Origin of the sequence: Arachnia propionica, from assembly GCF_003859805.1 — a bacterium.
Lineage (GTDB): Bacteria > Actinomycetota > Actinomycetes > Propionibacteriales > Propionibacteriaceae > Arachnia > Arachnia propionica_C.
In genome coordinates this window covers 1-24,335 of the sequence record NZ_RQZG01000010.1, presented here as the reverse complement: position 1 = coordinate 24,335, position 24,335 = coordinate 1, and the positions used below count along the sequence as shown (strand labels likewise).

General features: G+C 67.2%; 18 protein-coding genes and 3 CRISPR repeat arrays. Of the genes, 5 read left to right on the top strand and 13 right to left on the bottom strand.

Going from position 1 to position 24,335, the window contains the following annotated elements:
• Window positions 1-966: 966 nt before the first annotated feature.
• The 10 genes from cas2 to cmr1 form a co-directional block, all read right to left on the bottom strand.
• Window positions 967-1,251 (bottom strand): CRISPR-associated endonuclease Cas2, encoded by a 285-nt coding sequence (cas2, locus tag EII34_RS09525; protein WP_124844929.1) that lies wholly within the window; start codon window positions 1,249-1,251, stop codon window positions 967-969.
• On the bottom strand, window positions 1,242-3,284 hold the full coding sequence (gene cas1 / locus EII34_RS09520; RefSeq protein ID WP_124844928.1) for a CRISPR-associated endonuclease Cas1: 2,043 nt from the start codon (window positions 3,282-3,284) through the stop codon (window positions 1,242-1,244). The genes cas2 and cas1 overlap by 10 nt, the downstream gene beginning before the upstream one ends.
• Before the next feature lie 76 nt (window positions 3,285-3,360).
• A CRISPR array of direct repeats spans window positions 3,361-4,111; the repeat unit is 37 nt; unit sequence GTTTCAATCCGCTTTGGTTCTCGCGGGTGTCTCAGAC.
• A 147-nt stretch (window positions 4,112-4,258) separates the two neighbouring features.
• Window positions 4,259-4,978 carry a CRISPR system precrRNA processing endoribonuclease RAMP protein Cas6 gene (gene cas6, locus EII34_RS09515; RefSeq protein WP_185711272.1) on the bottom strand — a complete coding sequence of 240 codons (720 nt, stop codon included), beginning with the start codon at window positions 4,976-4,978 and terminating at the stop codon, window positions 4,259-4,261.
• Window positions 4,979-5,145: 167 nt separating this feature from the next.
• The gene (locus EII34_RS09510; protein WP_124844926.1) at window positions 5,146-7,032 is read right to left on the bottom strand and encodes an SAVED domain-containing protein; all 1,887 of its coding nucleotides are present in this window, start codon (window positions 7,030-7,032) and stop codon (window positions 5,146-5,148) included.
• Window positions 7,032-7,754 (bottom strand): type III-B CRISPR module RAMP protein Cmr6, encoded by a 723-nt coding sequence (gene cmr6 / locus EII34_RS09505; protein WP_124844925.1) that lies wholly within the window; start codon window positions 7,752-7,754, stop codon window positions 7,032-7,034. Before cmr6 ends, EII34_RS09510 begins: the two co-directional genes overlap by 1 nt.
• Complete coding sequence (cmr5, locus tag EII34_RS09500; RefSeq protein ID WP_185711271.1) at window positions 7,754-8,152, bottom strand: type III-B CRISPR module-associated protein Cmr5; 399 nt, start codon at window positions 8,150-8,152, stop codon at window positions 7,754-7,756. Before cmr5 ends, cmr6 begins: the two co-directional genes overlap by 1 nt.
• Window positions 8,152-8,955: a type III-B CRISPR module RAMP protein Cmr4 gene (cmr4, locus tag EII34_RS09495; protein WP_185711270.1), complete on the bottom strand. Its 804-nt coding sequence runs from the start codon at window positions 8,953-8,955 to the stop codon at window positions 8,152-8,154. Before cmr4 ends, cmr5 begins: the two co-directional genes overlap by 1 nt.
• 17 nt (window positions 8,956-8,972) lie before the next feature.
• Complete coding sequence (locus EII34_RS09490) at window positions 8,973-10,055, bottom strand: type III-B CRISPR module-associated Cmr3 family protein (RefSeq protein WP_124844922.1); 1,083 nt, start codon at window positions 10,053-10,055, stop codon at window positions 8,973-8,975.
• Window positions 10,052-11,560: a type III-B CRISPR-associated protein Cas10/Cmr2 gene (gene cas10, locus EII34_RS09485; protein WP_124844921.1), complete on the bottom strand. Its 1,509-nt coding sequence runs from the start codon at window positions 11,558-11,560 to the stop codon at window positions 10,052-10,054. The genes EII34_RS09490 and cas10 overlap by 4 nt, the downstream gene beginning before the upstream one ends.
• Entirely contained in the window at window positions 11,553-12,518 is a 966-nt protein-coding gene (gene cmr1 / locus EII34_RS09480; protein WP_124844920.1) for a type III-B CRISPR module RAMP protein Cmr1, read from the bottom strand. Before cmr1 ends, cas10 begins: the two co-directional genes overlap by 8 nt.
• Before the next feature lie 355 nt (window positions 12,519-12,873).
• Window positions 12,874-13,703: a CRISPR direct-repeat array (repeat unit 37 nt; unit sequence GTCTGAGACACCCGCGAGAACCGAAGCGGATTGAAAC).
• A 229-nt stretch (window positions 13,704-13,932) separates the two neighbouring features.
• Here cmr1 and EII34_RS09475 point away from each other — a divergent pair.
• Window positions 13,933-14,676, top strand: coding sequence for a hypothetical protein (locus tag EII34_RS09475; RefSeq protein WP_124844919.1), 744 nt, complete (start codon window positions 13,933-13,935; stop codon window positions 14,674-14,676).
• Between the two features lie 439 nt (window positions 14,677-15,115).
• Window positions 15,116-15,731: direct repeats of the CRISPR family, unit length 37 nt; unit sequence GTCTGAGACACCCGCGAGAACCGAAGCGGATTGAAAC.
• A gap of 198 nt (window positions 15,732-15,929) precedes the next feature.
• The gene (locus EII34_RS09470) at window positions 15,930-18,461 is read left to right on the top strand and encodes a hypothetical protein (RefSeq protein ID WP_124844918.1); all 2,532 of its coding nucleotides are present in this window, start codon (window positions 15,930-15,932) and stop codon (window positions 18,459-18,461) included.
• Here the strand turns inward: EII34_RS09470 and EII34_RS09465 are convergent.
• Complete coding sequence (locus tag EII34_RS09465) at window positions 18,425-19,990, bottom strand: hypothetical protein (protein WP_124844917.1); 1,566 nt, start codon at window positions 19,988-19,990, stop codon at window positions 18,425-18,427. The two genes, EII34_RS09470 and EII34_RS09465, sit on opposite strands and share 37 nt — an antisense overlap.
• Before the next feature lie 37 nt (window positions 19,991-20,027).
• On the opposite strand from EII34_RS09465, the gene EII34_RS09460 reads away from it, so the two are divergent.
• Window positions 20,028-21,203 (top strand): CHAT domain-containing protein, encoded by a 1,176-nt coding sequence (locus EII34_RS09460; RefSeq protein WP_124844916.1) that lies wholly within the window; start codon window positions 20,028-20,030, stop codon window positions 21,201-21,203.
• Here the strand turns inward: EII34_RS09460 and EII34_RS09455 are convergent.
• Window positions 21,165-22,709 carry a hypothetical protein gene (locus EII34_RS09455; protein WP_124844915.1) on the bottom strand — a complete coding sequence of 515 codons (1,545 nt, stop codon included), beginning with the start codon at window positions 22,707-22,709 and terminating at the stop codon, window positions 21,165-21,167. The two genes, EII34_RS09460 and EII34_RS09455, sit on opposite strands and share 39 nt — an antisense overlap.
• Window positions 22,710-22,826: 117 nt before the next feature.
• On the bottom strand, window positions 22,827-23,369 hold the full coding sequence (locus tag EII34_RS09450) for an NADAR family protein (protein ID WP_124844914.1): 543 nt from the start codon (window positions 23,367-23,369) through the stop codon (window positions 22,827-22,829).
• A gap of 178 nt (window positions 23,370-23,547) precedes the next feature.
• Between EII34_RS09450 and EII34_RS09445 the strand changes: the two genes are divergently transcribed.
• On the top strand, window positions 23,548-23,988 hold the full coding sequence (locus EII34_RS09445) for a helix-turn-helix domain-containing protein (protein WP_124844913.1): 441 nt from the start codon (window positions 23,548-23,550) through the stop codon (window positions 23,986-23,988).
• A gap of 6 nt (window positions 23,989-23,994) precedes the next feature.
• Entirely contained in the window at window positions 23,995-24,192 is a 198-nt protein-coding gene (locus EII34_RS09440; RefSeq protein WP_124844912.1) for a hypothetical protein, read from the top strand.
• Window positions 24,193-24,335: the final 143 nt, after the last annotated feature.

Genomic DNA, 24,335 nt, shown 5'->3' with positions numbered 1-24,335 from the left:
TGTCTGAACCAGCTGTGCGGCATGACGAGACCGGACGTCGGATCGCTGCAAACGTGCGGAGCGTTCTTTCGGAAAGCGCTCTCAGGAGCAACGCTCCGCACGTTTGCAGCGGGATGAGGGGGCAGGTCTGCCGTCAAGTTGCAGCTCAGTCCACCATGCCGGCGGGGACGATCCGTCCTGCAAGGTGGTGACATGGAAGCCTCGTCCTGTCCAGTAGGTGCAGGACTCATGGGAGCCGGGGGTCTCGGCGTCGCTCCGGCCCGGAGGAAGCATCAGGTGCTCGTGGTCTGCAACTCGAGGCGATGGGTGATCTCCTGGCTGTTTCTGGCCCTGACCTTGCGAGCTGCCCATCCGATTCCGCTCTGGTACTGGATGTGCTGGAAGGTCTCGTGGCCCCGTCGTGAAGTGGTGTTGCCACGCCTCGATCATGCAGTCCGCCACAGGGTACTCCACTGTGAAGAGCAGGTGGTGTGTCCACCTCCACGGGAGGAAGGACATGGCGGGTTGCAGTTCCTCGATGGTCTCCTCAGGCAGCCAGTCGGGCCGGGAAGGCGGTTCAAAGGTGAGGAACTCAGGTGTGGGTTCTGAGTGGAAGGAGGATGGGTGGGAGAAGCCCGCGAATCGGTTGCCTGTGGAGGCAAACAGGGCAGATGTGAGGCACAGGGTCGTGGGAACGCCGGGGCCGTGGAGCTGATCTCGTTGAATCATGGCTCACTCCCTACGTTGTGTGGTGCAGTAGGCCCTCATCCAGCGTGACCGTGGTGCGCATGCCCGCAACGCAACATCGACGATTTTCGTCAAGATTCGCTCGAAAGGTGGTGGATGAACTCGACCTCGTGGGGGAATGTCGGGTGACGAGTTGCCCGGAAATCGTGCTGCTTCAGATTGCCAGACGGCATACACTCCGCAGCGGGTTTTCGGTCATCCCGGGAGCACCCTGTTCTGGGGGAGCCACAAGAACTGGCCTCACAGCACCGCGTAGTGGAGGACCCGGGCGGGCGGTGCTGCCTGACCGATGCAGGAGACATCGTTCCAACATCCCGCGCACTGGCGGATGATCCACAGTGAATCGGTGTCCTCGTCGATGATCTCCGCTGCCCTGGTCTTGATGTGCTCCAACTCCTCCGGGGTGGTGTTGAGCAGGAACACCGAGTACTGGATGCGGTCGCCGAAGGCTTGGAGGAGGGCCGCCAGTTGGGCCCGACGTTGATCCTCCGTCACGTCGTAGGCAGCCAGATGGGTCACCGCCATGCCAGCCCCGTCCATCTCTGTGTCGGATCCATGATGGCCGCACGCAAGCGCTGGGCCTGCCGGTACAGGTGATGACGACGGGTCGCACGCATGTCGTCGAGAGCCCCGGCGACATGGGTCAGCATCCGTTGCTCGAAGGCCGCGATCATCGCCTCACGTCCTGCCGCCGTCAGGTACACCCCGCCCTTGCCCTCGATCTCCCGGCCATGGGCAGCGGTGAGGGTGCCGCGACGTGCCGCGGTCAGCACCACGTGATCCACCACCAGGGGCCGGAACTCCTCCATCAGGTCCAGGGCCAGGCTGGGGCGGGTGTCGTGATCGGCGTGCAGCACCCCGATGTCCGGGTCCAGCCCCGTCGCCCGGATCGCCGTCACCGCCTCACCCAGCAGCAGTGTGTACAGGAACGACAGGGCCGCATTCGTCACATCCCGCGGCGGCTGGCGGGAACGCTCCACAAAGCTCACCTCCGGTGGGGCGAGGGCCCCGAAGCGCGGCCAGTAGGCCTTCGCAGCCGCCCCCTCCAGACCCATCAACTCGTCGCGGGTGTTCGCATCCGGGATCATCCTGGCCAGGGCCTGGATGTGCCTGGTGACCTCAGCGGTCCGCTCCGCCTCGGTCCGTTTGGAGAACTTCCTGAGCAACGTCACCTGGTGGCGCAGTTTCGCGGCGACGATCTCACGCGCAATCTCCACCTCCCGTTGCGTGCCGTCGATGGACAGCTGCGCCAGGAGCCGACTCCGGCGGGCGGGCCACGAATCATTCACGATGGCCCCCATGTAGCTTCCCCGTCGCGAGGCCAGCAGGATGTCCACGTTGTTGCGCAACGCCCAGCTGCGTGCCCAGGCCGAGATCCCGACGGAGCCGAAACAGACGATCCGGGAGATGTCACTCACCGGCGCTGACAGCAGTTCACGATCATTCAGCACCACCTCCAGGCGGCCCTTCGACACCTGGATGCGGCTTCCCTGACGCGCCACGTACAGCACCTTCTTGTCAGGTTCCTGAATGCGCGCCTCGCCCGTCGACGGTGGGTAGCGTGGCCCGAACTCCTCACCCAGGAAGGCGAACCCGTCCTCGAAACTCGTGATTCCAGTCTTCTCAGCACCCAGTTCCATGTTGATTCCTCTCAGCACAGTTGTGGCGACCCGCAATGCCTCGGCGCCGTCGCCGGGATCCTCAAGCCCGACGACGAGGTCGTCGGCATAGCGGATGACAGGGAAACCGGCATCCATGAGCGCCTCATCCAGCGGGATGAGGGCGAGATTGGCCAGCATCGGTGACAGGGCCGCGCCCTGCGGCAGACCGGGGAAGGCCACCACCCGGCCACCGGGCAGCCGGGTGGTGCGTTCCAGCAGCAACCCCACCAGGTGGCGGATGGTCGGGTCGTCGATGAGGGCCTCCAGCTGACGGCGGATGAGATGCACCGGCAGCGACGGGAAACAGTCCCGGACATCGGTGCGCAGCACGTGGGTGCAGCCCTCCTCGCGGAGCCGCACCACCTCGGCGACGGCGTCTGCGACCCCGAGCCCAGGGCGGTACCCGTAGGCACTGCAGCCGAACAGCGGGTCGAGCCGGGGGGTGAGGTGCTCGTGGATGGCGCGCTCCACGATCCGGTCCCTGACCGGCGGGATGTCCAGGAAACGCTGCCCACCCTTCTTCGGGATCACCGCCCTGGACAGGGTCCGGGGTCGGTAGGTCCCGTCCGCCAGCTCATCCGCCAACGCGGCGAGATGTGCCTCGGCATCCTCGGCGAAGCGTTCCACACCGGTGCTCAGGTCCCCGTCCTGTGCGTCCTTCCTCAGCACTCGCTCCCACGCCCGAGCCAGTGCGGCACGTTGCAGACAGGTCGGTGGTTCGGAGCGGTGAAGAGCTTCAGTGCTCATCATGTCCTCCTCGACGGTACGAATGGTGGTGTTCTCGTTCCTCGGCTGGTCGAGCCCGACCGCGAGCCTCAGTGAGCAGTCCGGTTCGAGACCCCGGCGATGAGCCCCAGCACACGGCACTGAGGCCTCGACGCGCTCGCTCTGCTTCATGGCTCGACCAGCGGGGTTGAAGGATCGCGGGTGTCTCAGCTCGTCACTCGCTCGACACTCCCGGTATCGACGCAACGTTTCAATCCGCTTTGGTTCTCGCGGGTGTCTCAGACTGGATGGGAAGGGCATGTACTGGACCCGCGAGTTTCAATCCGCTTTGGTTCTCGCGGGTGTCTCAGACTTCCCCATCTCGATGGTGCGGGATGAGCAGGGCGTTTCAATCCGCTTTGGTTCTCGCGGGTGTCTCAGACCTGAACATCGACCGGTCGACGACGAAGCAGATGTTTCAATCCGCTTTGGTTCTCGCGGGTGTCTCAGACGACCTGCAACACGCGATCGCCTTCTGGTGTCACGAGGGTTTCAATCCGCTTTGGTTCTCGCGGGTGTCTCAGACGCGAACCAACAGTCACCCTTTCCGTGTCAGACGGTTTCAATCCGCTTTGGTTCTCGCGGGTGTCTCAGACCGGGCGCAAGATGCTTGAGAATTTCATTAGTGTGGGCTACATGTTTCAATCCGCTTTGGTTCTCGCGGGTGTCTCAGACCGGCAGCGTTTACTTGGGCCATCATAGTGATGGCCAGTTTCAATCCGCTTTGGTTCTCGCGGGTGTCTCAGACTAGAGAAGGCAAGGACCGCCCTCTTGTGGCCGTTCGTTTCAATCCGCTTTGGTTCTCGCGGGTGTCTCAGACCGGAACTTTCCGGGTGATTGAGTCCGACTGACGTTTCAATCCGCTTTGGTTCTCGCGGGTGTCTCAGACGCCGGGGAAGAGTATCACTGCATGTGGTGCGGGGTTTCAATCCGCTTTGGTTCTCGCGGGTGTCTCAGACCTACCCCGCCGGAGGGTAGGTTGACAAGGGGGTTTGCGGACCGTTTGCACACCAGGGCTGTCTCGGGCGTGTCGCGGAGGCCCCCAGAGGGCCAAAAACGGGTGTTTGGGCTTGTCAGGTGGCATACACACCTCAGCCAGTTTTCGGTCATCCCGGGACCACCTTCTGCAATCGGGTTGCAGAAGAGGGACGGGTCACCTCCAGGGCTCCTGCTCCCCACGTGGTCCTGGCCCCGACTCCTGTGAGCTCACCCGCCCGGAGCAGCAGATCGACGATGGCCCGGATCTCCTCATCCCCACTGGCGACCCACTCGAGCTCTCCCACAGCCAAGGAGACATCACGCCCCCGGCCACCGCGACCCTCCCGCCACCGACGGGTGGTCAGCTCGGTCCGGATCGGGGCGACGGCCCGAACGGCCTCCCGCATGACAGCAGCCTCCGGCTCCCACCCCCACGTCTCGACCAGACGACGGCGAATGCTGCCCAGCACCGCCTCAGGGGAGGGCCACGGCATGAACACGTCACCACGTTTGAACGTCACCCCGCTGGGGAACCGGAGCAGCCACCGTGTGCCCGGCACGCCTGACAACGAGGTCAACGCCGTGGCACCGAGCTCCTCGACAGCTGTCACCAGCAGGGCGACCTGCCCCAACCGCTCTGCACGCCCGAGGAACAAGCGTCTGACCAGAACAGCCGACAGCTCATCCCGGAACAGGTGCAGCGTGATGGTCACGGTGTCAGGGGAGCACCGCCGCCAACGGGCCGCATAGGTGTGAGGACCGTGATGGGCCTCCCCCGCCGGGTCGAGGACACTGCTGTGCAGCCACGAGGAGATCAGGGAATGGATCCCTGCCGGGACAGGACTCAAGGACCACCTCTGATCCGGCACCGCTTTCAGCGTCACCTGCCACCGCCGTACCTGACCCCTCGGCAGGGCAGTGCGTCTCGACGGTGTGGATGAGGTGCGATTCGGGAGCAGCCGGACCGGGGCAGGAGGAAGCCCGCCCCCGGCGTGGATGAGTGAGATGCCCATCATCACCCCTCACGATCCGGCAGCCACTGGAGGTAGGGCCGCACCTCGTCCGAATGGGCGGGAAAGCTGCCCAACCCTCGACATCCCACCACCACGTTGCGTCCATCACGGACCTCCCCGTCGGGGAAGAAGAAATCACCGCGACGCGCAGCGGCCGCACTGATCCGGGAGACGATGAATCCCGTCCCTTCCTCGGCCGTGGGCAACCCCGTGAGAGAGCCGGGGATGACGTGGGTGTGCGGCACCTCGACCCCCTCGACCTGCAGCGGAGCCGACGGGACACGACTCTCCCCCTGCCGAACCCAGGGCGTGTTCTCCCCGGGCCTCTCCCAGACATGGATGGGCTCGTCCTCCCAGTACAGCGTCACAGCATGTGGAGTGAGGTTGACCAGGTGGGTGATCCCGCCGTCGCTCGCCCCCTGCTCGAAGACGTGCGTCACGGGATGTTTGACACCGGAAACCGTTGTGAGCACGGGGACGTATCCGTCCGGCCGGCCATCGGTGTGATGGGCGAACTCGTAGATCTGAACCGCGACGGTGTTGCAGTGACGTGCGGTCAGTGCAGCCAGCGGTACTGCTCCGGAGAAGCTGAGATGCAGTGGCTCCGTCCCGGCCTTCGCCAGGTTGCGGAGCACGGTGCCCAGCAGGCGTGCCAGCTTCTCGCCCTCCTCCGGTGGCACCCAGGCGTTGCGTCCCGCCGCGGCCTGAGGTCCCACCACGTCGAGGACGACGATCGGTGCGCCGCCCAGATGCCGGGCCAGGTCGGCCACGGGCTCAGTGTGGTGGCGTCCCGTTGACAGGTGCACCACGATCCCCAGGCTGGGATCGGCATTCCCCAGCAGGGTCTTGAGCTCCTCAGCAGAAGGGGGCCGATCCAGATTGATCGGTACAGCCTCCGCCTCGCCGACCTTCATGTGAATCGAGGAGCTCACCGGTTTGTTGGACTGCGAGCTCCAGACCTGCTCCGGATCGTAGGCGTCCTGCCAGGAGAACTCCTTCAGGCCACGCGCATCCGGCAGCGACGCCCCGAGCGCCCAGGCGATGCTCGGATGACACCCTCCCGAGAAGGTCACCTTGTTGATGCCTTTGTTGTGGATGGAGTCGATGAGGATCGGCAAGGTCTCCCGCAGACACCGGTAGTCCAGCTCCGCCGGGATCTGGGTCCTGGGGTCCTGTCGCATCCGGATGGTCAGGTCAGCACTTCGCCGAGCACCCCGGGTGGCCTCCTCACTGCTCGGTTCCGGACGGGTCTGAACCGCGATCTTCACCTCCCGGTCCAGCAGGTTCGGGCGACGGGCGCGAAGTCGGTGGCGCAGCAGATCTCGCAGCAGCTTCTCAAGCTCCGAGACGGCTGAGGCATCCCGGGTCTGCTCCAGCAGGGCGTACTGTTTCGCATTCTGCAGCAGATGATCCGCAGCCCGCTTCCGGGTCAGCAGCCCTTTCTCGATGCGTCGACGACGCGGGGAAGTCCTGGCCTCGGCGGTGAACTTCAGGAGCCGGTCAGGGGCTCCGACGTCGAATCGCTTCCCGCCCGCAGCGTCACGGATGGTGTTGATGACGTAGAGGCGGAACCGACGGGGATCGCTGCGCTGCATCTCCAGGAGTATCGGCACCTCGTGGTCGCGGACGAAAGCGCTGTTGCCCAGCTCGGGGGTCACGATGAGAATGCCCGCGCTGATCCCGTCCTCCATCGCCTCCTGGACGGACCGGGCCACCTCACCCGCCGGGAGGTCGGCGAGGTCCCGCCACGGAATGATCCCGCCACACCTCAGGTAGGTCTCCACGAAATTCGCGATCCCGGTGCCGTCGCTCTGCCGGTACGAGATGAACACCGGTCCGTCGTGACGCCCGAGCCGCCTCCCGGTCCGGGTCAGACTGCGACCGATCATCACGACTGCCCCTTCCCGACCGGTTCGACGGTGAAACGCCCGTACCCGGAACTGGTCATCCCTCCCAGGCCGAGCTTCTGCAGGCCGAAGGCCAGGATGGTCATGGCGGCCTCGGCCCAGTCCCCGCTCTCCGGGCAGTCCAGCGTCACCAGGAACCGGGTGTCCTTCGGGACCACCAGGAACTGGATCGGAACCGGTTCCCGGGAGTCATCCGGGGCTTCTTTCCCCTGCGACGAGTAGTACTCGCCCGCGTGCGGGGTCATCACATCCAGCTCGAACAGCGGCCTGTCCGGGTCGGGCAGCAGCCAGCCGTCGTCGAAGTTCACATACCCCCGGGAAGCCGTGGTGCCGAAGATCACCTCCGACTCCAGCTCGCTCAGCCCGAACCGGACAGCCGCCCGCAGTGCCAGCCCCTTCAGGGCCGCCCCCGGCAGGTACGGCACCCCCCAGGTGCCGTGCAGGGTCAACCCGTTCTCCACCGGGGAGAAGTTCCCGGTCCCGATGGCCAAGGAACTGCTCGTGGTCACCTGCCGCTGCACCACCCCGGGAAGACCGGCGGACAGCCGGGCCCAACGCGCAGCGGCCACCCCGTAGTCACGCGGCGAACGCAGCGTGGTGAAAGGCAGGAGGTGATCCAGCCAGGTCTTGCCCGTCGGAGGCGGATCGACGGTGGCCAGCGCGATACCGGCGTGCTGGCACCGGGAGACATCGGATGCCTTCATCACACGGCCTCCCCGTCGTCCTCACCGCCGGATTCGACCTTGAGGATGGACACCGCGAAGCGACGCATCATCGCCCAGGTGTGCAGCACCTCGTGGGTCCACGCCATGAGCGTCAGGGCATCCTGCTGCCGGGTCAGGGTGCCGACGACATCAGCATCACCCAGCCCCAGGACCCGGGCGAGATCCGAGAGGATCGCCTGGTGCGCCTTCGCGCGGGCATCCTTGCCGGTGCTCTTGCTGTCGATGAACAAGGTGGCGGTGATCAGCCCACCCTGCATCACCATCATGGGGAAGCGGTGGCACAGGCGGCCGTACACCGTCGCCTCGTCCCGGCCCAGACGGGAACTGACCAGGTCGTGGGCCAGCCTGACGCGCTGCTGGGACAGGGTCTCGATCATCATGCCTCCTTCGCGGCCACGGTCAGCACCAGGCCTCGTCCGACGGTGCCCTTGCCGCCGACACGTCGCAGCTGTCGGGAGCGGAAGACGCCGGCGTCGGTGCCCCGGCGGCAGATCACGAAGTTGGTCAGCAACGACTCCGCAGGGATGCACTCCTCCCACCACAGGGCGCCGTGCTCCACGGTCTTCGAATCCGGGTTGAGCCGCACGTGCGGGGAGATGTCCAGGCTGGTCTCGCACAGGAACGAGAACACCTGATCGCTGACCACGCAGAGCCGCTCGGTGACCGTCTGCCGGTCCGTCTCCGGCAGACCCGCCAGCAGGATGTCCGCGTACCGGCCCAGCCGTGTGGCGGAGCCTGCCCGGGGCAGCCGGTGGTCCCGCAGCCGCACGTGCTCACCGGTCACGAGCGCATCAGGGGCGATGACGCCGTCATCGTTCACCGAGATCTGGGGCAGTGTGCCCTGACCGGGGAGCAGGTACTCGCGGTCCCGGCGCAACCGGTGGAGCACGAGCGGGCAGGTCACCAGCGCGAACGTCCCCTTGAAGGAGGGGACCGCCAGGGCGAACAGTCGGGCGTCGGTGAAGGTCACATCACCCTGCTTCTCCGTGGTGCCGTAGCGTGCGTTGGCCGCCTCGTCGTACACACCGTCTCGGAAACCACCCTTGATCCCCGAGGCCGGGAGGATCGGGAACCCGGTGGCGGCCTCCCGGGCCACCGGCAGGTCGACGAGACCTCCGCCGTCCTGCCCGGTGCCGACGTGCAGTGGCGTGATGGCCTGCCAGAGAAGGTTGAGGGTCACCTGTTCAGTCATTGTGTTCACACTCCCCACAAAGCGACGCCGAAGCCGTCGCGACGGTCTTGTTCGTTGTCAGAGATGCTGCTCAGCCACAGAGATGACAGCTCGTCGTGGCTGAGGGGCCGATCGAGCTGGATGAAGTGGACGCTCCCCGCAGGGGCCAGGCGCCGGGCGGGTTTGGGGCCACGTGTCTCGTGGTCCCACCCGCTGAGCGCCATGGGAGCCCCGACGGCGGCTGCGACCAGACGAGGACCGGCTGCGGCCAGCGGTGAGTCGCTGAGCAGCCACTGCGGCCGCCAGCCGTTGGTGAACACCGCCGGAGTGGTGAGGACGCAGCGCAGGGTCGTGGCCCGGGTCAGCGCCTCCCACAGCTCCGCATCGGGCTGCGGCAGGTCCCCCTCCGAGGGGCTCAGCACCACAGGGCGGGTCTCACCGCCCAGGTGGGCGATTCCCGTCGGATGCTCGGAGGCATCCACCACCAGCTCGAACTGGATCAGGTCCTCGGTCGAGGAGCCGTGCTCCCAGGCCCGGAACTCGACGGTGAAGAGCATCCCCTCGGCCACGGCACGACGGGTGGGGTCGATGGCCACCTGGACCCGTTCATCGACGGGGGGATGCGGTTGGACAGCCGGGACCACGACGTGCCCCTTCAGCCAGTTCAGCACGTCCGGCCAGGCCCACAGGTCGTGGCCCGGTTCCGGTTTGCCGGTGGAGTCGTCGGCCAGCAGGGCCAGGCCCGGGGGCAGGTCACTGCCCTCCCCGTCGGCCAGGGTGAGGGGGGTGAGCTTCGCGGTTCGAAGCGTCTCGCCGTCGCGGTGCACGACGGCATCTGCCGGGGCGGGAAGCAGGAATGTCGTCGTGTCGCCCCGGCAGACCCGCAGTCCGTGGAAGCCGATGGAGATGCCCCGGGCCTGCTCAGGGACCCCGGGCCGACTCCAGTCCCACCCCTGCTCCGTGCCGTGAGCGGTGCGGATGAGCCCTGCCACCACGGACGGCGGCGGCAGGAGTGGGCCGCGGGCCCGGCTCTCGTCCGAATCGGCGGTGAACGGCCGCCCGTCTCGGAACAGCAGTGGGGCGAGACCGGTGACCTTCGTGAGTTTCATCTGTCCCCCTCCTTCTCCTGGATGGTTCCGGCGAGGAACCGCGCCATGGTCAGCTCCTCGGCGATTCGGGTCAGTGCCTCTGCGGGGTCCTCCACCGCCAAGGCCTCGGCGATGAACCGGACCAGCGAGGCCTTGACCGCGTCGCTGTCCTGGGTGCGCTCGATCTTGCGGTCGATGACACGTTCGGCCTCTGCTGCGAGGGCCGCCGCGGGAAGCCCGGTGGGCCAGCCGACGGCGAGCTGGTGCAACTCGTAGGGCAGCCCGGCGGGCAGGTGGTCCTCGGCGAAGTGCCGTTGCCAGTCGTCCAGCCGGAGATGCTCCCAGCGGCAGGTGATGACGCGCGGGAAACCACCCCGGGTGTGGATGGCCACGCAGACCGCGTCGCGCAGCCGCTTGGCCTCCTGCTCGGCCCGGCGTGCGCGTGCCAGGCCCGTGCTGAGCGGTTCCTTGTAGTGGACGACGGCGATGCCCGCTGACAGGCTCGAGGCATCGCCCAGCGTGTTGCGGAACTCGACCGCCAGGTCCCGGGTGATGGTCAGTGCCGTCGTGACGGGCAGGAAGGCCATCACGTCGTCACCACCGCAGTAGACCGGCTGGCCGGAACCGCGGAGCCGCTGACGGGCCGTGGCCGCGAACCGGTCCAGCCGCCTGCCGATGTCAAGGTGCTGCTGGACGCCGTCCGGGGCACTGGCCAGACGCCCCAGCAGCTGACCCATGCGGTCGCCGTCGGCCACCACGATGGCGAAGTAGGCGTGATCGGGTGGGGTGTCGTCGCCGTCCCGGTCGTCGTCCCGGGTGGGGGAGTCCGTCGCCTCCGGGTCCTTGGCACGTTGGGCCAGGGCGCGTGTGCTGAGCACCTTCTGGCCCTCGGTGACCCCTTTGATGCGTTTGAGGAGGGAGACCGCGTCCAGTGACTCGGTGCGTTTCAGGAACAGTGGGCCTTGCCCGAGGGCGTGGTCGTGCTCCTTGCCGGGACGGCGGATCGTCGGCAGGGAGGGGTCGAGTGGGGATTTCGGCAGACCACGGTCGTCCTCGCTGGCAGGGGAGAAGTCCCGGGTGGCCTTGCGGCCCCGCAGCAGGAGTTCCACCCGTTCCCTGGCCTTCCCGTACTCGGCGCGGGAGGCAACGGGGACCCAGGCCCCCATCACGGTGAGGAAGTCACGGATCTGGCGGCCACCCCGGTCCAGGTCCAGGGCTTGACGTTGGGCGTCACTCAATCTGCCGGTGTGGATGTCCCAGGACCGGACGAGATGGTCCCGGGCGGCCTGTTCCGCCTTCCGCAGGGCGGCAGCGGGATCGTCGTCGACGAAGGTCAGGATGCGATTGGCCCCGCCGCCTCCTGGGTTCTGGGGGAAGATGCGGTCGGTGTCGTCGAAGGTGGCGGCGGCCGCCCCGACGGTCTCGAGCAGCAGCTGTGACCCGGCCCACAGGTCGGCGGTGCGGCGGGCTGCTGCGATGAATTCCTGCACCGGGCCGATGTGAATGGCGAGCAGATGTTCAGTCATGGGGGAACTCTCCGATGGGGAGCGTGCGGAGGCCCTCGGCGGTGGTCAGTTCGCGCCAGACGTGGTCGATCCGTCTGCGGTCGGGGGTGGCGGGGGCCTTGAGCTGGCAGGCGACGGGCCAGAACACCGTGTTGTGGCGGGGATCCGCCACGGCCTTCACCACCACGGGTGAGGCCAGGCGGCCGCGGGGCTTGGGGCCTTGTCGTTCCTGCGCCTTGAACGTGTCCAGGATCCAGAACCACGCCTTCTCGCCGGCCTTGGAGGAGTCCTCGCCTTCGGACGGGGACATGCGGGGACCGACGAGCCAGTGGGTGGGAAGCAGCGAGTGTCGCGGGGCATGGCGGACATCACCGGGAACACCGAGGAGAGCCCGCGCCTGGTGATACTGCCGAAGGGAACCGAAGCCCCGGCGGGTGCGTCGTCCCACGCCACCGAGGAGGCTCCAGGCACGGATGGCGGGAGCGACATCGGTCTCCCAGAGTTCGTCGTCGCAGGTGGCCACCACCTCGAAGGCGAAGCGTTCCACGCCCTCGACCGGGGTCTTGGAGTCGAAGAGGCCGTAGCCGCCGTAGGCCACACCGTCGTGATGGCGCAGTTCCCTGCGACGTTTGCCGGTCAGAAGTTCCGGGGCGTTCCGGAGATTGACCGTGATGTCCACCCGCGAGGGATTGCCGTGGCTGGAGGCAGCGCTACCCCAGATGCGGGACTCGGCCTGGAACAGCTGGGGAAGGGAGCTGAAGCGGCCCCCGTTGAGGGCGCGCCACCAGAACCGCAGATGTCCGCGCACGGTCCGGGCACTCACGGGGTTGCTCAGGTCCACCTTCGTCGGTTGCGGTGAGCCTCCGAACATCGGTGTGATGGTGGAGAGCACGATCGTGTGTTCCCGGGCAGCATGCCTGGGCAGCACGTCCGAGGGGTTGAGAACCGGGGGAGCAACCCCCGGTGGCTTCCGTGCCATGTTCACTCCTTTCGAGTCTGTTCGCGCTGTACATCTCACTGACGGACAGGCCCCCAGAGGTCCCGGGACATGGCATCCTGAGCAGGTCACAGCAGGAGCTGAGCAGCGGGACCGCGTCCAGGCACAGCTGTGGCGGGATGACACGGGAGGTGAGGACCATGGCAGCCGGGACGTGCGACACCCCGGGACAGGGTGGTCCCGGGATGAGCGAAAACCCGCTGAGGTGTGTATGCCACCTGACAAGCCCAAACACCCGTTTTCAGCCCTCTGGGCACCTCCACGACACGCCCGAAGCCCCTCCGGTGTGTAAACGGCCCGCAAACCCCCTTGTCAACCGGCCCTCCATAGGGGTAGGGTCTGAGACACCCGCGAGAACCGAAGCGGATTGAAACATCATGACGCAGGGGCACTCAACCCCTGCGTGTCTGAGACACCCGCGAGAACCGAAGCGGATTGAAACCGCTCTTCAGGTGGCACCCCATGAGATCCTCGCGTCTGAGACACCCGCGAGAACCGAAGCGGATTGAAACCTCGCGCCCGGAGGTCGCCCATGTCGCTACCTGAACCAAGTCTGAGACACCCGCGAGAACCGAAGCGGATTGAAACCTCTCCTTCTCCGATGTCCCGAGGGTCTTTGTCGAGGTCTGAGACACCCGCGAGAACCGAAGCGGATTGAAACAGGCCTGGCAGTAGATGTCGTCACCGTCGACGACCTGTCTGAGACACCCGCGAGAACCGAAGCGGATTGAAACACTTTTGATAAAAGTGATTCGGCTCATAGGGATTGTCTGAGACACCCGCGAGAACCGAAGCGGATTGAAACTCGTCGCGGACCCAGGCCCGGAGGTTCTTCTCGCTCGTCTGAGACACCCGCGAGAACCGAAGCGGATTGAAACGCCATGCCATAGCTGTGAGCAGCAAGTAGCTCCCGTCTGAGACACCCGCGAGAACCGAAGCGGATTGAAACATACCGGATCGCCCCCATGGTCGGGCCAGAACAGGTCTGAGACACCCGCGAGAACCGAAGCGGATTGAAACCGGATGTCCTCACGGACCCGCGACTTCACCTCTTCAGGTCTGAGACACCCGCGAGAACCGAAGCGGATTGAAACAACTCAGCACGGAACTCCTCATACGTTTGCCCACGCGTCTGAGACACCCGCGAGAACCGAAGCGGATTGAAACCGACTGTCACTCGCACCAACCGGAACGCTACCTGTCTGAGATACCCGCGAGAACCTTCTTCCCGCTGGTTGAGCCGGGTCTTGGCTCAGGTTGTCCCGCACACTTGCCCCTCCGGCTCGACCAGTGGGGGTGGCCGGGTTTTGACACGGTGGTGCTGGGGCTGGGCTGGGAGAATGTCGTTGTGGTGGTGGACAGCGATGAGTGTGGTCCTGCCAGGGTGCATGCCTGCATGGCCACGTACGCGCAGAGCAGGAGGTACCGGGACAGGGTGGTGGCGGACAAGGAGCTCCGGGTCGCCCTGGAGCAGCTGGACCGGCAACGGTTCCCGGGTACCTGGGCGGCCGGGATGTTCCTGGTCGTTCAACTCGCCGTGCGATGGTTCTCCCCTCGCCCCGAGGTGATGGTCCGGGAACTGGTCGAGGTGTTCGCCCAGGCCGGGCGGGATCACGGACCCATCTGGTGGTTGGGGAGACACATCACCTCGGTCGAGCTGCAGGAACGCACACTCGAGGTGGTGTGGGACATCACGCTCATGGAAGGCATCCTCCAGCTCGCGGATGCGGACAAGCTGGAGCCCAGCTGCATCGAAGAAGTGGTGGCTCTCCTCGAGAAAGGTGTCACGCTCGCGGAGCTGAGGGGAGACCGGGCGAAGGTGGTGGAGAGCTGGATCAGGTTGAGCAGCGCCAAGGTTGCCATGGGGTCGACGCGGGATGGGCTGGATCTCGGTGAGCAGGCGCGCCGGGAGGCTGGGATGCTCGGCGACGCCGGGCTCCTGTGTCGGGCGCGGCTTCCCCTCGTCGTGGCGGCGCTTCGCCACGCTGGGCTCGAACAAACCCTCGCCCTGATCTCGGAACTGCGTCGGGCGAGCTGGAAGGCGCGTGACCAGAGGTTGCTGACGTGGTCCCGACGACATCACAGGAACATCCGTCGCGCGCAAGGACATGTCAGACGAATGCGCAGACGCCGTGTGTGATGACCTCGCTGAGGTACGACGAGATGACTGGATCGGCTTCACGTGCTCATGCCCCATGGCACGGGTGGGAACCTCCTGCCGTGAAAGTCCTCCCCACGCTGACGGCCCGGGCTGCCGGAGCGGAGACCCCATGATGAGACCTCGACCGCGTTGCAGCGAGACCATGAGGTGGCGTGAGTACCTGTCGGTCCGTGAGCAGAGCGGAGCGGGGCTGTACTGTGGTGAGGCAGGAGGTGAGGATGGCTGTCCAAGGTCTTGCGACACCCCTCAAACAGGGTGGTCCCGGGATGAGCGAAAACCCGCCGAGGTGTGTATGCCACCTGACAAGCCCAAACACCCGTTTTTGGCCCTCTGGGGGCCTCCGCGACACGCCCGAGACAGCCTTGGTGTGCAAACGGTCCGCAAACCCCCTTGTCAACCGGCCCTCCACAGGGGTAGGGTCTGAGACACCCGCGAGAACCGAAGCGGATTGAAACTCGTCCCGATACGTTGGCCATGCCGGACCCAGGTCTGAGACACCCGCGAGAACCGAAGCGGATTGAAACAAAACTTCATCGCCTATACAGGTGACTCTCAGGTCTGAGACACCCGCGAGAACCGAAGCGGATTGAAACTCGTCCCGCACCATCCCGGCCGGGAAGATGAGGTCGTCTGAGACACCCGCGAGAACCGAAGCGGATTGAAACAACCCCCGGGGCGACCTCGGCCCGATCACCCCACGTCTGAGACACCCGCGAGAACCGAAGCGGATTGAAACTCGTTGAGCCAGCGCTCAACGGTCTCCATAGCCGCCGGTCTGAGACACCCGCGAGAACCAAAGCGGATTGAAACGGCAGCGACCATCTGGGAGACGATGAGGAACACTCCCGGTCTGAGACACCCGCGAGAACCAAAGCGGATTGAAACCCGGCATACTGGGCCAGGTCGTACCGGTCTGCAATTTCAGTCTGAGACACCCGCGAGAACCAAAGCGGATTGAAACGTGTCGGGTGGGTCGATCTCGATCTCCCATGTGCCCGTCTGAGACACCCGCGAGAACCAAAGCGGATTGAAACGGCGTGGCTCTACCGTTGAGCTACATCCCGGATCTGAATGCGCTTGCGAGAACCAAAGCGGAGTGGAAACTGTTGACCGAAGGGTTGCCGGTTCGAGCCGCTGTGAGGTCTTGAGCAGGCGGTTCGGCCAGTGGGTCCGGTCTGCGTTCCGGGTGACGGGAACAACGGCATCGTCGATGTCAGCTGAGAGGATGGAGTGTGGCCAGAACTGATACATCGAGGGACAAACCGTCCTGGTGGCGTTCGTGCTGGGAGGAGATCAGGCGGTGTGCCCGCATTCTCCTCGGCAGGAGCGACGTCGGTGCAGCAGGTCTGCCGTGGCACGGGCGGATCGGGCGGCTGTGGGTGCGGCTCGGACGCTTCGATGACCAGGGCCGCATCCGTTGCCTGCTCAACCGCCGGGTGGTGCCAGGTGGCTCGGCAGTGGTCTTCCTCAGCCTCACCTTCCTCCTCGTGCTGGCCGGGGGCGATGGGTGGAGCGGCATCACGCAGGGCATGTTCATGGGTGCCCTGCTCACAATCGGAGGAGCGACGGCCTGGTTCCTGCACCGTGGCGTCCCCCAGTGCAACCGCTACTGCATCCTGGCCGGGCTCTCCATCTATGTCATCTTGCTCGGCAGCTACGCCATGCGCGACTGCTTCACGGGCAGGGTACCCATCTTCGCCCACATCTACTACTCCCTCCTGCTGTTCACCGGCAGCACCGGTGCCGAAGCCTGCCAGGAGGTCCCCTTCAGCCTCCAGGTTGCTGAACTGGGCGGCCTCATCGTGCTGTTCGCCACCGTCCTCGCCGTCATCAACGAGATCAGCTCCGGACCCATCGCCCGGTGGCGCGCCAGCCTCGCCTCCCGGGTCATCCTCGTCACCGGGCTGAGCGACGACACCCTCCCGGTCATCCGGTCCCTCACCGCCGACCCCGACCGCTGCCTGGTCGTCGTGGCTGAACCCAACCCCGACCATCCCCTGATCCACCAGGCCCGACGCTACGGAGCCCGCGTCATCAAGGGGGAGATCTCCACACGAACCGCGGAGCAGCGCTGGCTCAAGGGCATGTGCAAGGCGTGGGGTAGACGAGTCTCACTGCGGCGGGCCTACCTCCTCGCCGACGACGAGCAGGCCAACCTCCAGGCCGCAGAGGTGATCCGCGAGGTCCTCACCAGGCTCGGCCCCGACTACCGCGACGAGCACCGCGCCCCCACCAGGCTCATCGTCCGGATCGACCGCTACCGCCCCGCCCGCCACCACGCCGCCGAACAGACCAGCTGGTGGCGCATCGACGACCGGCCCACCACCGAACCAGAACCGGACCTGCACACCGGTCCCCGCGTGTTCATCTCCACCCTGGGCACCACCCAGGTCACCGCCCACGCCCTGGCCGAGCACATCGCCACCCGCGGCAGACCCAGCCACCTCGTCGTCGTCGGGGAATCCGACCTCTCCCACGCCCTCGACGACGAATGGCGGCTCCAACGCGCCTCAGCAGGGCTCCTCCTGGACAGGATGACCACGGACCCGACCTGGCGCGACGCCCTGGAACGACAGGCCCGGCTCCCCGAACCCCACCACCGCCCCACCCTGCCCGACGCGGCGGAGCTGCAACAGCTCTGCGTGGACGGACGGGACGGACGGGACGGACGGGTCAGCGTCATCCTCGCCCAGGAACCCGACGAGACCACACGCTCCCGGCTGGAGAGCCTCGCCGTCGAACTGACCGGCCAGCCCATCCGCATCTTCATCCCCACCACCGGGGTGCGGGGCCTGACACGCGCCCCACTGCTCGGCTGCCTCCACCTCTTCGGGCCCAGCCTCGGCGGTGGTGTCGTCGAACCACACGAGCAGGGCGGATCCACCCAACCCACCCCACTCCACGGCGTCCCGCAGGACTCCTGGTTCCGGGCCGCGAAACTGGTGGCCGACTCCTACGGCATCGATGAGTCACCGAGCAGCTGGGACAGCCTCACCGCCACCGACCGCGACAGCAACCTCCGGGCCGTGTGGAGCCTGCTCACCTGGCTGGCCGAGCTCGGGTACACCTGGTCGACCACCCGTCCCGAGGGCCACCAACCCCCGAGCGACGACCTCCTCGGCCTGCTCGTCCCCCTGGAACACCTGGCCTGGATGACCTTCAAGCACGACACCGGGTGGATCGGCTCCGACGGGGAGAACAACGACCGCGACCGTCGCCTCAACCGGTTCCTGCACCCGCTCGACGAACTCGACGACACCCGCCGTGAGGAAGCCGTCAGGAACACCCGTGACAACCTCCGTGGCCTGCTGGGCATCCTCGAGATCCTCGGCTTCCACCCCGTCGCCCCGAAGGAACCACACGACCACTGGTGGCGCTTCCGCCGCGTCGGCGACGTCACACTGCTGGAGACCCTGACCGAGGCCAGGACATGGCACGACGACAACGGCAACGACCTGACCGCCGCCCCCGGTGACCTGTGGATCGCCGACGACACCGACCCACCCGGCAGCCCACGCAGCATCACGGCCGAACGCTTCACCGCCACCCACCGGCACGTCGGAGAAGACCGGTACGAGCGCACCGGCACATGCGACGCCAGGGTCGCCGCCGTCGGGGAACGGGTCGACTCCACGGAAGGCCCCCAGGTCGCGGGCCCGGACTCCTGGGTGATGAGGGATCCCTCCGGGGCCCGCTGGATCATCACCTCAGCGGAGCTGGCCCAAGGTCACGTCATCGAGGAACCGGTGCGCCCCACCTCGTAGATCTCCAGCCCGGCATCGGCCAGGATCGCAGGGACCGCCCGCATGATCATGAAGTCGTACTCCCGCAGGGCCTCTCCCAGATCTCCCCACGGCCTCGCCCACGTGTGGTCGGGACGTCCGTGACGTCGCTCGTGGATGGCCCAGCGGCGGTTCTCCAGGCGCCCCAGGCTCTCCACGTGAGGCTCGATGTCGACCCCGCCCTGATCGGTGACCCGCCGCCACGCCAATCCCTGCGCCGCATGGGCGACGGCGCAGCCGATGATGGTCGCCCGGTTGCTGGCCTGCTCGAACTCGCTCAGCCCCGCCCACAGCTGCAGCGCCAACGGAGAACCCGACGCATTCCCGGTCTCCTCACTGACCTCCTGGTAGGCCAGATGCACCTGCGGGGCCAGCAGCTCCACCAGCTCGGGGGTCAACAACACGTCCTCACCGGTGGGCACCAGCACCAGCCCTGCCCGCGCCGCCAGCACCGGCAGCCTGGCCACCAGCTCCAACGCCGTCAACCACGACCCCTCGGTGCGCCCCTGGCCCAGCACCGCCAACAGCTGCTCCGCCATTCCCGACAGCCGTGACGGATCCAGCACCACCGCATCCGGGATCCTGGCCCGACGACGCACCTCCAGCCCGCCTGCGTCGAAGATCCGCGGAGCCGCCTCCGCCACGGCCAGGAACCGTCGCCGGGTCTGCTCGTGCTGTCCCTCCCAGAGCGCCCGCCCCGTCGCATCGTGCACGACCTCGGGAAACAGGGGCTGATCAGGTGCGGTCGCCGCGGCATCCGGGGCCGCCAGCCACGCCACGTCCTCGAACAGCAGCTGAGCCAACCGCGCGGTCGGGTCCTCCGGCTCCCGGGACAGGCGGTCGCGCACCTCGGCGACGGTGAACACCCCGACCCCGTCGGGCCGCGGCCAGGTGATCTCCCCGGAGAGCACCACCACCACGCGCGCATCCGGCACCTCGGCGGCCACCGCCCGGGCCGCCGCCAGCGCCTGAGACTCCGGCGCGGCCACGACGTAGATCGTCGGTCCGGTGGGGGTGCCCCGATTCGGTTGCGGCCGCTGCCACTGATCCACCAACGACGACACCGCCGCCACCACCGATGCGGGCTGCAACGGGGCCGACAACCACGTCACCTCCGCATGGCGGGCCGAGGCCGCGGCCTCCTGCGCCCAGAGCGCGTCACCTCCGACACAGTGGACGGTGACGGCCTCGGCGCCCCCACTCCACCCAGCGGTGATCGCCTCCACCAGCCGACGGGCCAGGGCTGAATCCCCCACCACCACCGGGGGCGGGGCCACCCGCTCCAGAGGCTGCGGCGGGAACGCCGTCAGCACGTCACGCACCAGCGTCGGTGCCCACGCCCGCGCCGTGACCCCCGGCCGTCCCTCCCACAGCTGCGCCACCTGGTCGTCCTCGAACAGCACCGTCACACCCGCCCCGGGGTGTTGTCCCAGGTGCTCGGTGAGCAGTCGGGCCGTGTGGTCGTCGTCGTGGCCCCACAGGACCTCGGGGTCGGTGGCATGCTGTGACATGCATCCAGTGTGACACCGACGGGGAGGAGGTGGGGCGATGACGGACGACCGGATACCACCGGTGCTCCAGATCATCGGAGACGGCATGCAGGGCCACTGGCTGACCTGGCGGTGGAGTGACCGGTCCCACCCCGTCGGGGTGCAGCGACTCGAGGATTTGCACAGGGTGCTGGAGCGCTTCCGTGTCGCCCTCCCGGCAGAGGGACCTCTGGCCGCCCTCAACCTCGACGGCCCCCTGACCCACCCGGATGCGGAACTCGCACTGATGCAGGACCTGGCGACGGCGCTGCTGCCGGAGGACCTGCTGGCTCAGCTCCGCAGCCGCGAGGAACGGATCCAGGTCCGGGTGATGCCCAGCCCACCACTGGCGCAGGTGCCGTGGGGGCTGCTTCCCGTCGACGGGGAACGCCGACTCCTCGAGGTGGCCGACGTCTCCTGGATGGGGCCGATCCTGCCCCGCGACATCGATACGGTGCCGGATGCTCCCCCGCGCTTCGAGACCGGACAGGACCTCTACGTCATCGACCCCTTCGCCAAGGGCCTGGGAGCGGTGCTCCCCCAGGGCGTCCGGCCTGAGGACTGGGGAGTGCGCGGCGACAGCCACCTCGTCGGGCGGATCCCGGGAGGACGACGCCACGACCGGATCCTGCCCGAATCCGTCGCACTGGAGCTGATGGGCAGGGCCGACTGGCTGGGCCTCGTCGGCCACGTCAGCCACCACCCCGACCACCCGGGCGAGACCTTCTTCCACACCAGCGTGGACCGGTTGGGGGCGAAGGACCTGATCTTCGACGACACGGTGATGCCCTCCCGGGTGGCGATCATCGCCTGCGCCTCGGGGGTGGACCTGGCCGCCCCCGAACCGCTCGGACTCGCCACCGGATTCCTCCACAGAGGGGCCGAGACGGTCCTGGCGACGCTGTGGGTGCTCCCCACCGCACACGGGCTCGACCAGCAGGTGGACGGCGCGGGCAAGGCCTTCTCGGAGCTGGTGGCGGGCTTCGTCAGTGCCGGTCACACCGACGACCCCGTCGCAGGTCTCTGCCGGTACCAGCGGGACCGGCTCCGGGCCTGGCGGGACGAAGGTGGGCTGCGGAACTCGCCGATCCTGTGGGGTGCGGCGATGGCGCTGACCGCGCCCCGCGAACGCCACCTCGGCCTCGACCACGGTGGGTCACAGGAGACGGCAGACCGCGGAACCACCGAACCGTGACGGTGTGCCGTCGATGTGGATCAGCGTCGGCACCTGCTGCAGGGGCACCTCCTGGACCCGGTCCCCGGGGGACGGGTCACCACGCCCGTCCGGGGTCACCACCCCGGCCAGCCGGGAGGCGATGATGAGGTCCGCGGCGAGATCATCGCGACCCAACCGGTGGGCCAGCTCGATGGTGGCGGCGAACGGTGGGTCCTCCACGGACTCACGCCAGGTGCAGCGGTGAGCACGTCGACGCATCCGGTGCCGCTGCTCGCTCAACCCCGCCACCGCGGCGACCAGCAGCTCCAGGGCCTGCTCCGGTCGTGACGGGGTCAGCAGCAGACCCAGCTCGCACCGGCACCGGGCCTGCCACAGCTGTGTCCCCTCCAGGTAGGTCAGGCGGGCCAGGGCACGCCGGAGCAGCCGCGCCGCCGTCGGGTGGAGGTGCTCCGGGCCGCGGGCCAGCAACGTCCCGGCCTTGACCAGGGCCAGGGCCTCGGAACGCTCCTCGCCGGGGATGCCGTGGAGCAGCTGGGTGGCCTGTTCCAGCGCCAGGGCGTGCCGGGATTCGAGACGGGGCAGACGCTGGACGTCGTTGATCAGCTCGGCCACCGCGCGGCTGTCGGGGAGCCTGCGGGTCAGGGGAGTCGGTGTGATCCGGGCCGGGTGCCGTGGGAGCGGGACGACCGCGCTGCGGGTGGGGGCGGGGCGTGACCAGGTGGTCAGCTCCTGCGCCAGCAGCCGTTGCTGCTCGGCCTCGGCGGTCAGCTGCCAGTCGTCGAGGCAAGCGGCGCGCAACCGGTGCAGGTGCGCCAGCAGCCGGTTCAGCCCCGACCCGCGTCGCAGCAGTGTCTCGGCGTCACCGAGGGTGTCCAGCGCTCGGTCGATGTGCCCGAAGCGACGCTCGTGTCCGGCGCGGGTCAGCAGGAAGATGGCCCGCCGTCGCGGGGAAAGGTCCAGGGTGACGGTCTCCTCGGCCACGCGGTCGGCGTCCAGGATCTGCCCGGCCCGGCTGAAGGCCTCCAGGAGGAGGATCGGGGTGACCTCGTCGGACTGCCGTGGGAAGCCCGGTTCCTCGGCGACGGAGTTCAGCAGGCAGGCGATGGCCTCGGCCATCGCGCGTCGTCCCAGGGCGGTCTCGCCGAGGAGGCGCCATGCCCGGGCGGCCACGCCCGGTTCGGTGTCGCGTCCGGGCCGGACGAGGGGGAGCGTGATCTCCTGGCACCCTGCCTCATCGCCCAGGGCGAGCAGGACACCGGCCTGGGCGAGGTGCGCGTGGGGCAGCAGGTGATCCGGGGCGGTGGGCAGGCGGGACAGCCGGACTGCCTCATGGGCGGCCGCCTGGGCCCGCTGCAGGTCGTCGCCCAGGCCGCGGTGTCGCAGTGTCCGGGAGAGCCGGATGAAACGGGTGATCCGCTGCTCGACGGGATCGTGGAGCAACAGCTGCCGGGCGGCCAGGTGGATCGCCTGGTCGAGGTCGCCGTGGTGGTCGGCCTCGACGATGCGTTGCTCCAGGGTGGTCATGCCGCCTCCTTCGGACCCCTGACCCACGTTATGTCATTTCAGTGAGTTATCGGGCATGTTTTCGACAAAACGTACAACTGATGCCCGAAAAGTCTATCGAGCGGGCCGAGAAACCGCTCAGCGCAGCTGGTCGCGGGTCTCCATCAGGGCGAAGCCCAGCAGGTTGAGTCCCCGCCAGTTCTCGGGGTTGTGGACCTGCTCGTTCTTCGCGCCCATCCCGATGCCCCAGATGCGGTCGCGGGGGCTGGCCTCCACCAGCACCCGCTCGCCCGTGCCGAGCAGGAACCGCTTCAACTCGGCGTTCTGCGAGAACTTCGCGACGTTGCCCTCGGTCACCAGCCGGAACCGGTGCTCCTTCCAGACCTCCTCGTCGAAGCCCCGCACCTGGCGGCCGAGCTTCTTCGCCTGGTCGGGGTGGCTGGCGGCGACGATGCGGGGCACCATCTCGTCGTCGCCAAACAGGCGGGCCTTGCTGGCCATCATCCAGTGCTCGGCGGTGGCGTAGGTGACGTCGTCGATCACGAACTTCGAGGCCCACCACTGGCTGAGACAGCTGGCCGTGATCTCGCCGCTGGGGCTCGGCCGGTGCCCCCAGAAGAAGAGGTACTTGAAGCTCCGCTTCCGGGCATACTCGCGGCGGAGCCATTCGATGCTGTACATGGGACCTCCAGTAAATAGTGTTGGAGTGACAGTATATAGGGCCCCGGCCTCCTCGCAACCACGTCGAGAGCGTCACGCTCCATGTTTCGATTTTTTCGATTTACTGTAGAGTAGTCCCATGGGAACAGCAACGAGGGCAGACCAGGCAACCGTACTTCCACCTCGCGATCTGGAGCCGATGCTCGACCTGTCACAGTTCCTGGCACAGGTGACTGAACCCGCGGTGCTCGTCGGCCCCGACGGGCAGACGGTTCCCCTCCCTCTGGAGGTCTTCACGATCCTGTGCCGCGTCGCCGACGCCATGCGCCAGGGAAAGGCCATCACCGTTGCGCCTGTGGATCAGTTGCTGACCACCCAGGAGGCGGCTGACTTCCTCGGCATCAGCCGGCCGACGTTGGTGAAGCTCCTCACCGCCGAGGTCATCCCCCATGAGGCCCCGGGGATGGGGCGGCACCGTCGTGTTCGTCTCTCGGACCTGCTCGAGTACCAGCAGGAAACCAGCAACAGGAGACGCGCTGCCCTCGACGAGTTGACCGCGGAGGCGTCCGAGGCGGGACTCTACGACGAGGAGGTCGACTACTCCGAGGCCTTGCGTCGGGCGCGCGGCAAGGAGAGTTGACGCGTCGTGACCCGATTCACCGCTCTGCTGGATGCCTGCTCCTTGGTGCCGGTCACTCTGGCAGACACCCTCCTTCGTCTGGCCGACGCAGGCCTGTTCCGCCCTCTCTGGAGTGATGAGATCCTTGATGAAATGACGCGTGCGGTGGTTCACATGCATCCCCATCTGGCGGACCGTGTGCAGCATCGCGTGCAGACCATGTGAAGTCATTTCGAGGATGCTCTCGTCACGGAGTGGGAGGATCTGTTGGGTAGTATAGCCCTCTTTAAACAAAACCTGACGGGGTGATGGGGTGACAGAAGTTTCCTCTGTTTTCATGCTGGCGTGTGTTAGATTTGTGGGGTGTC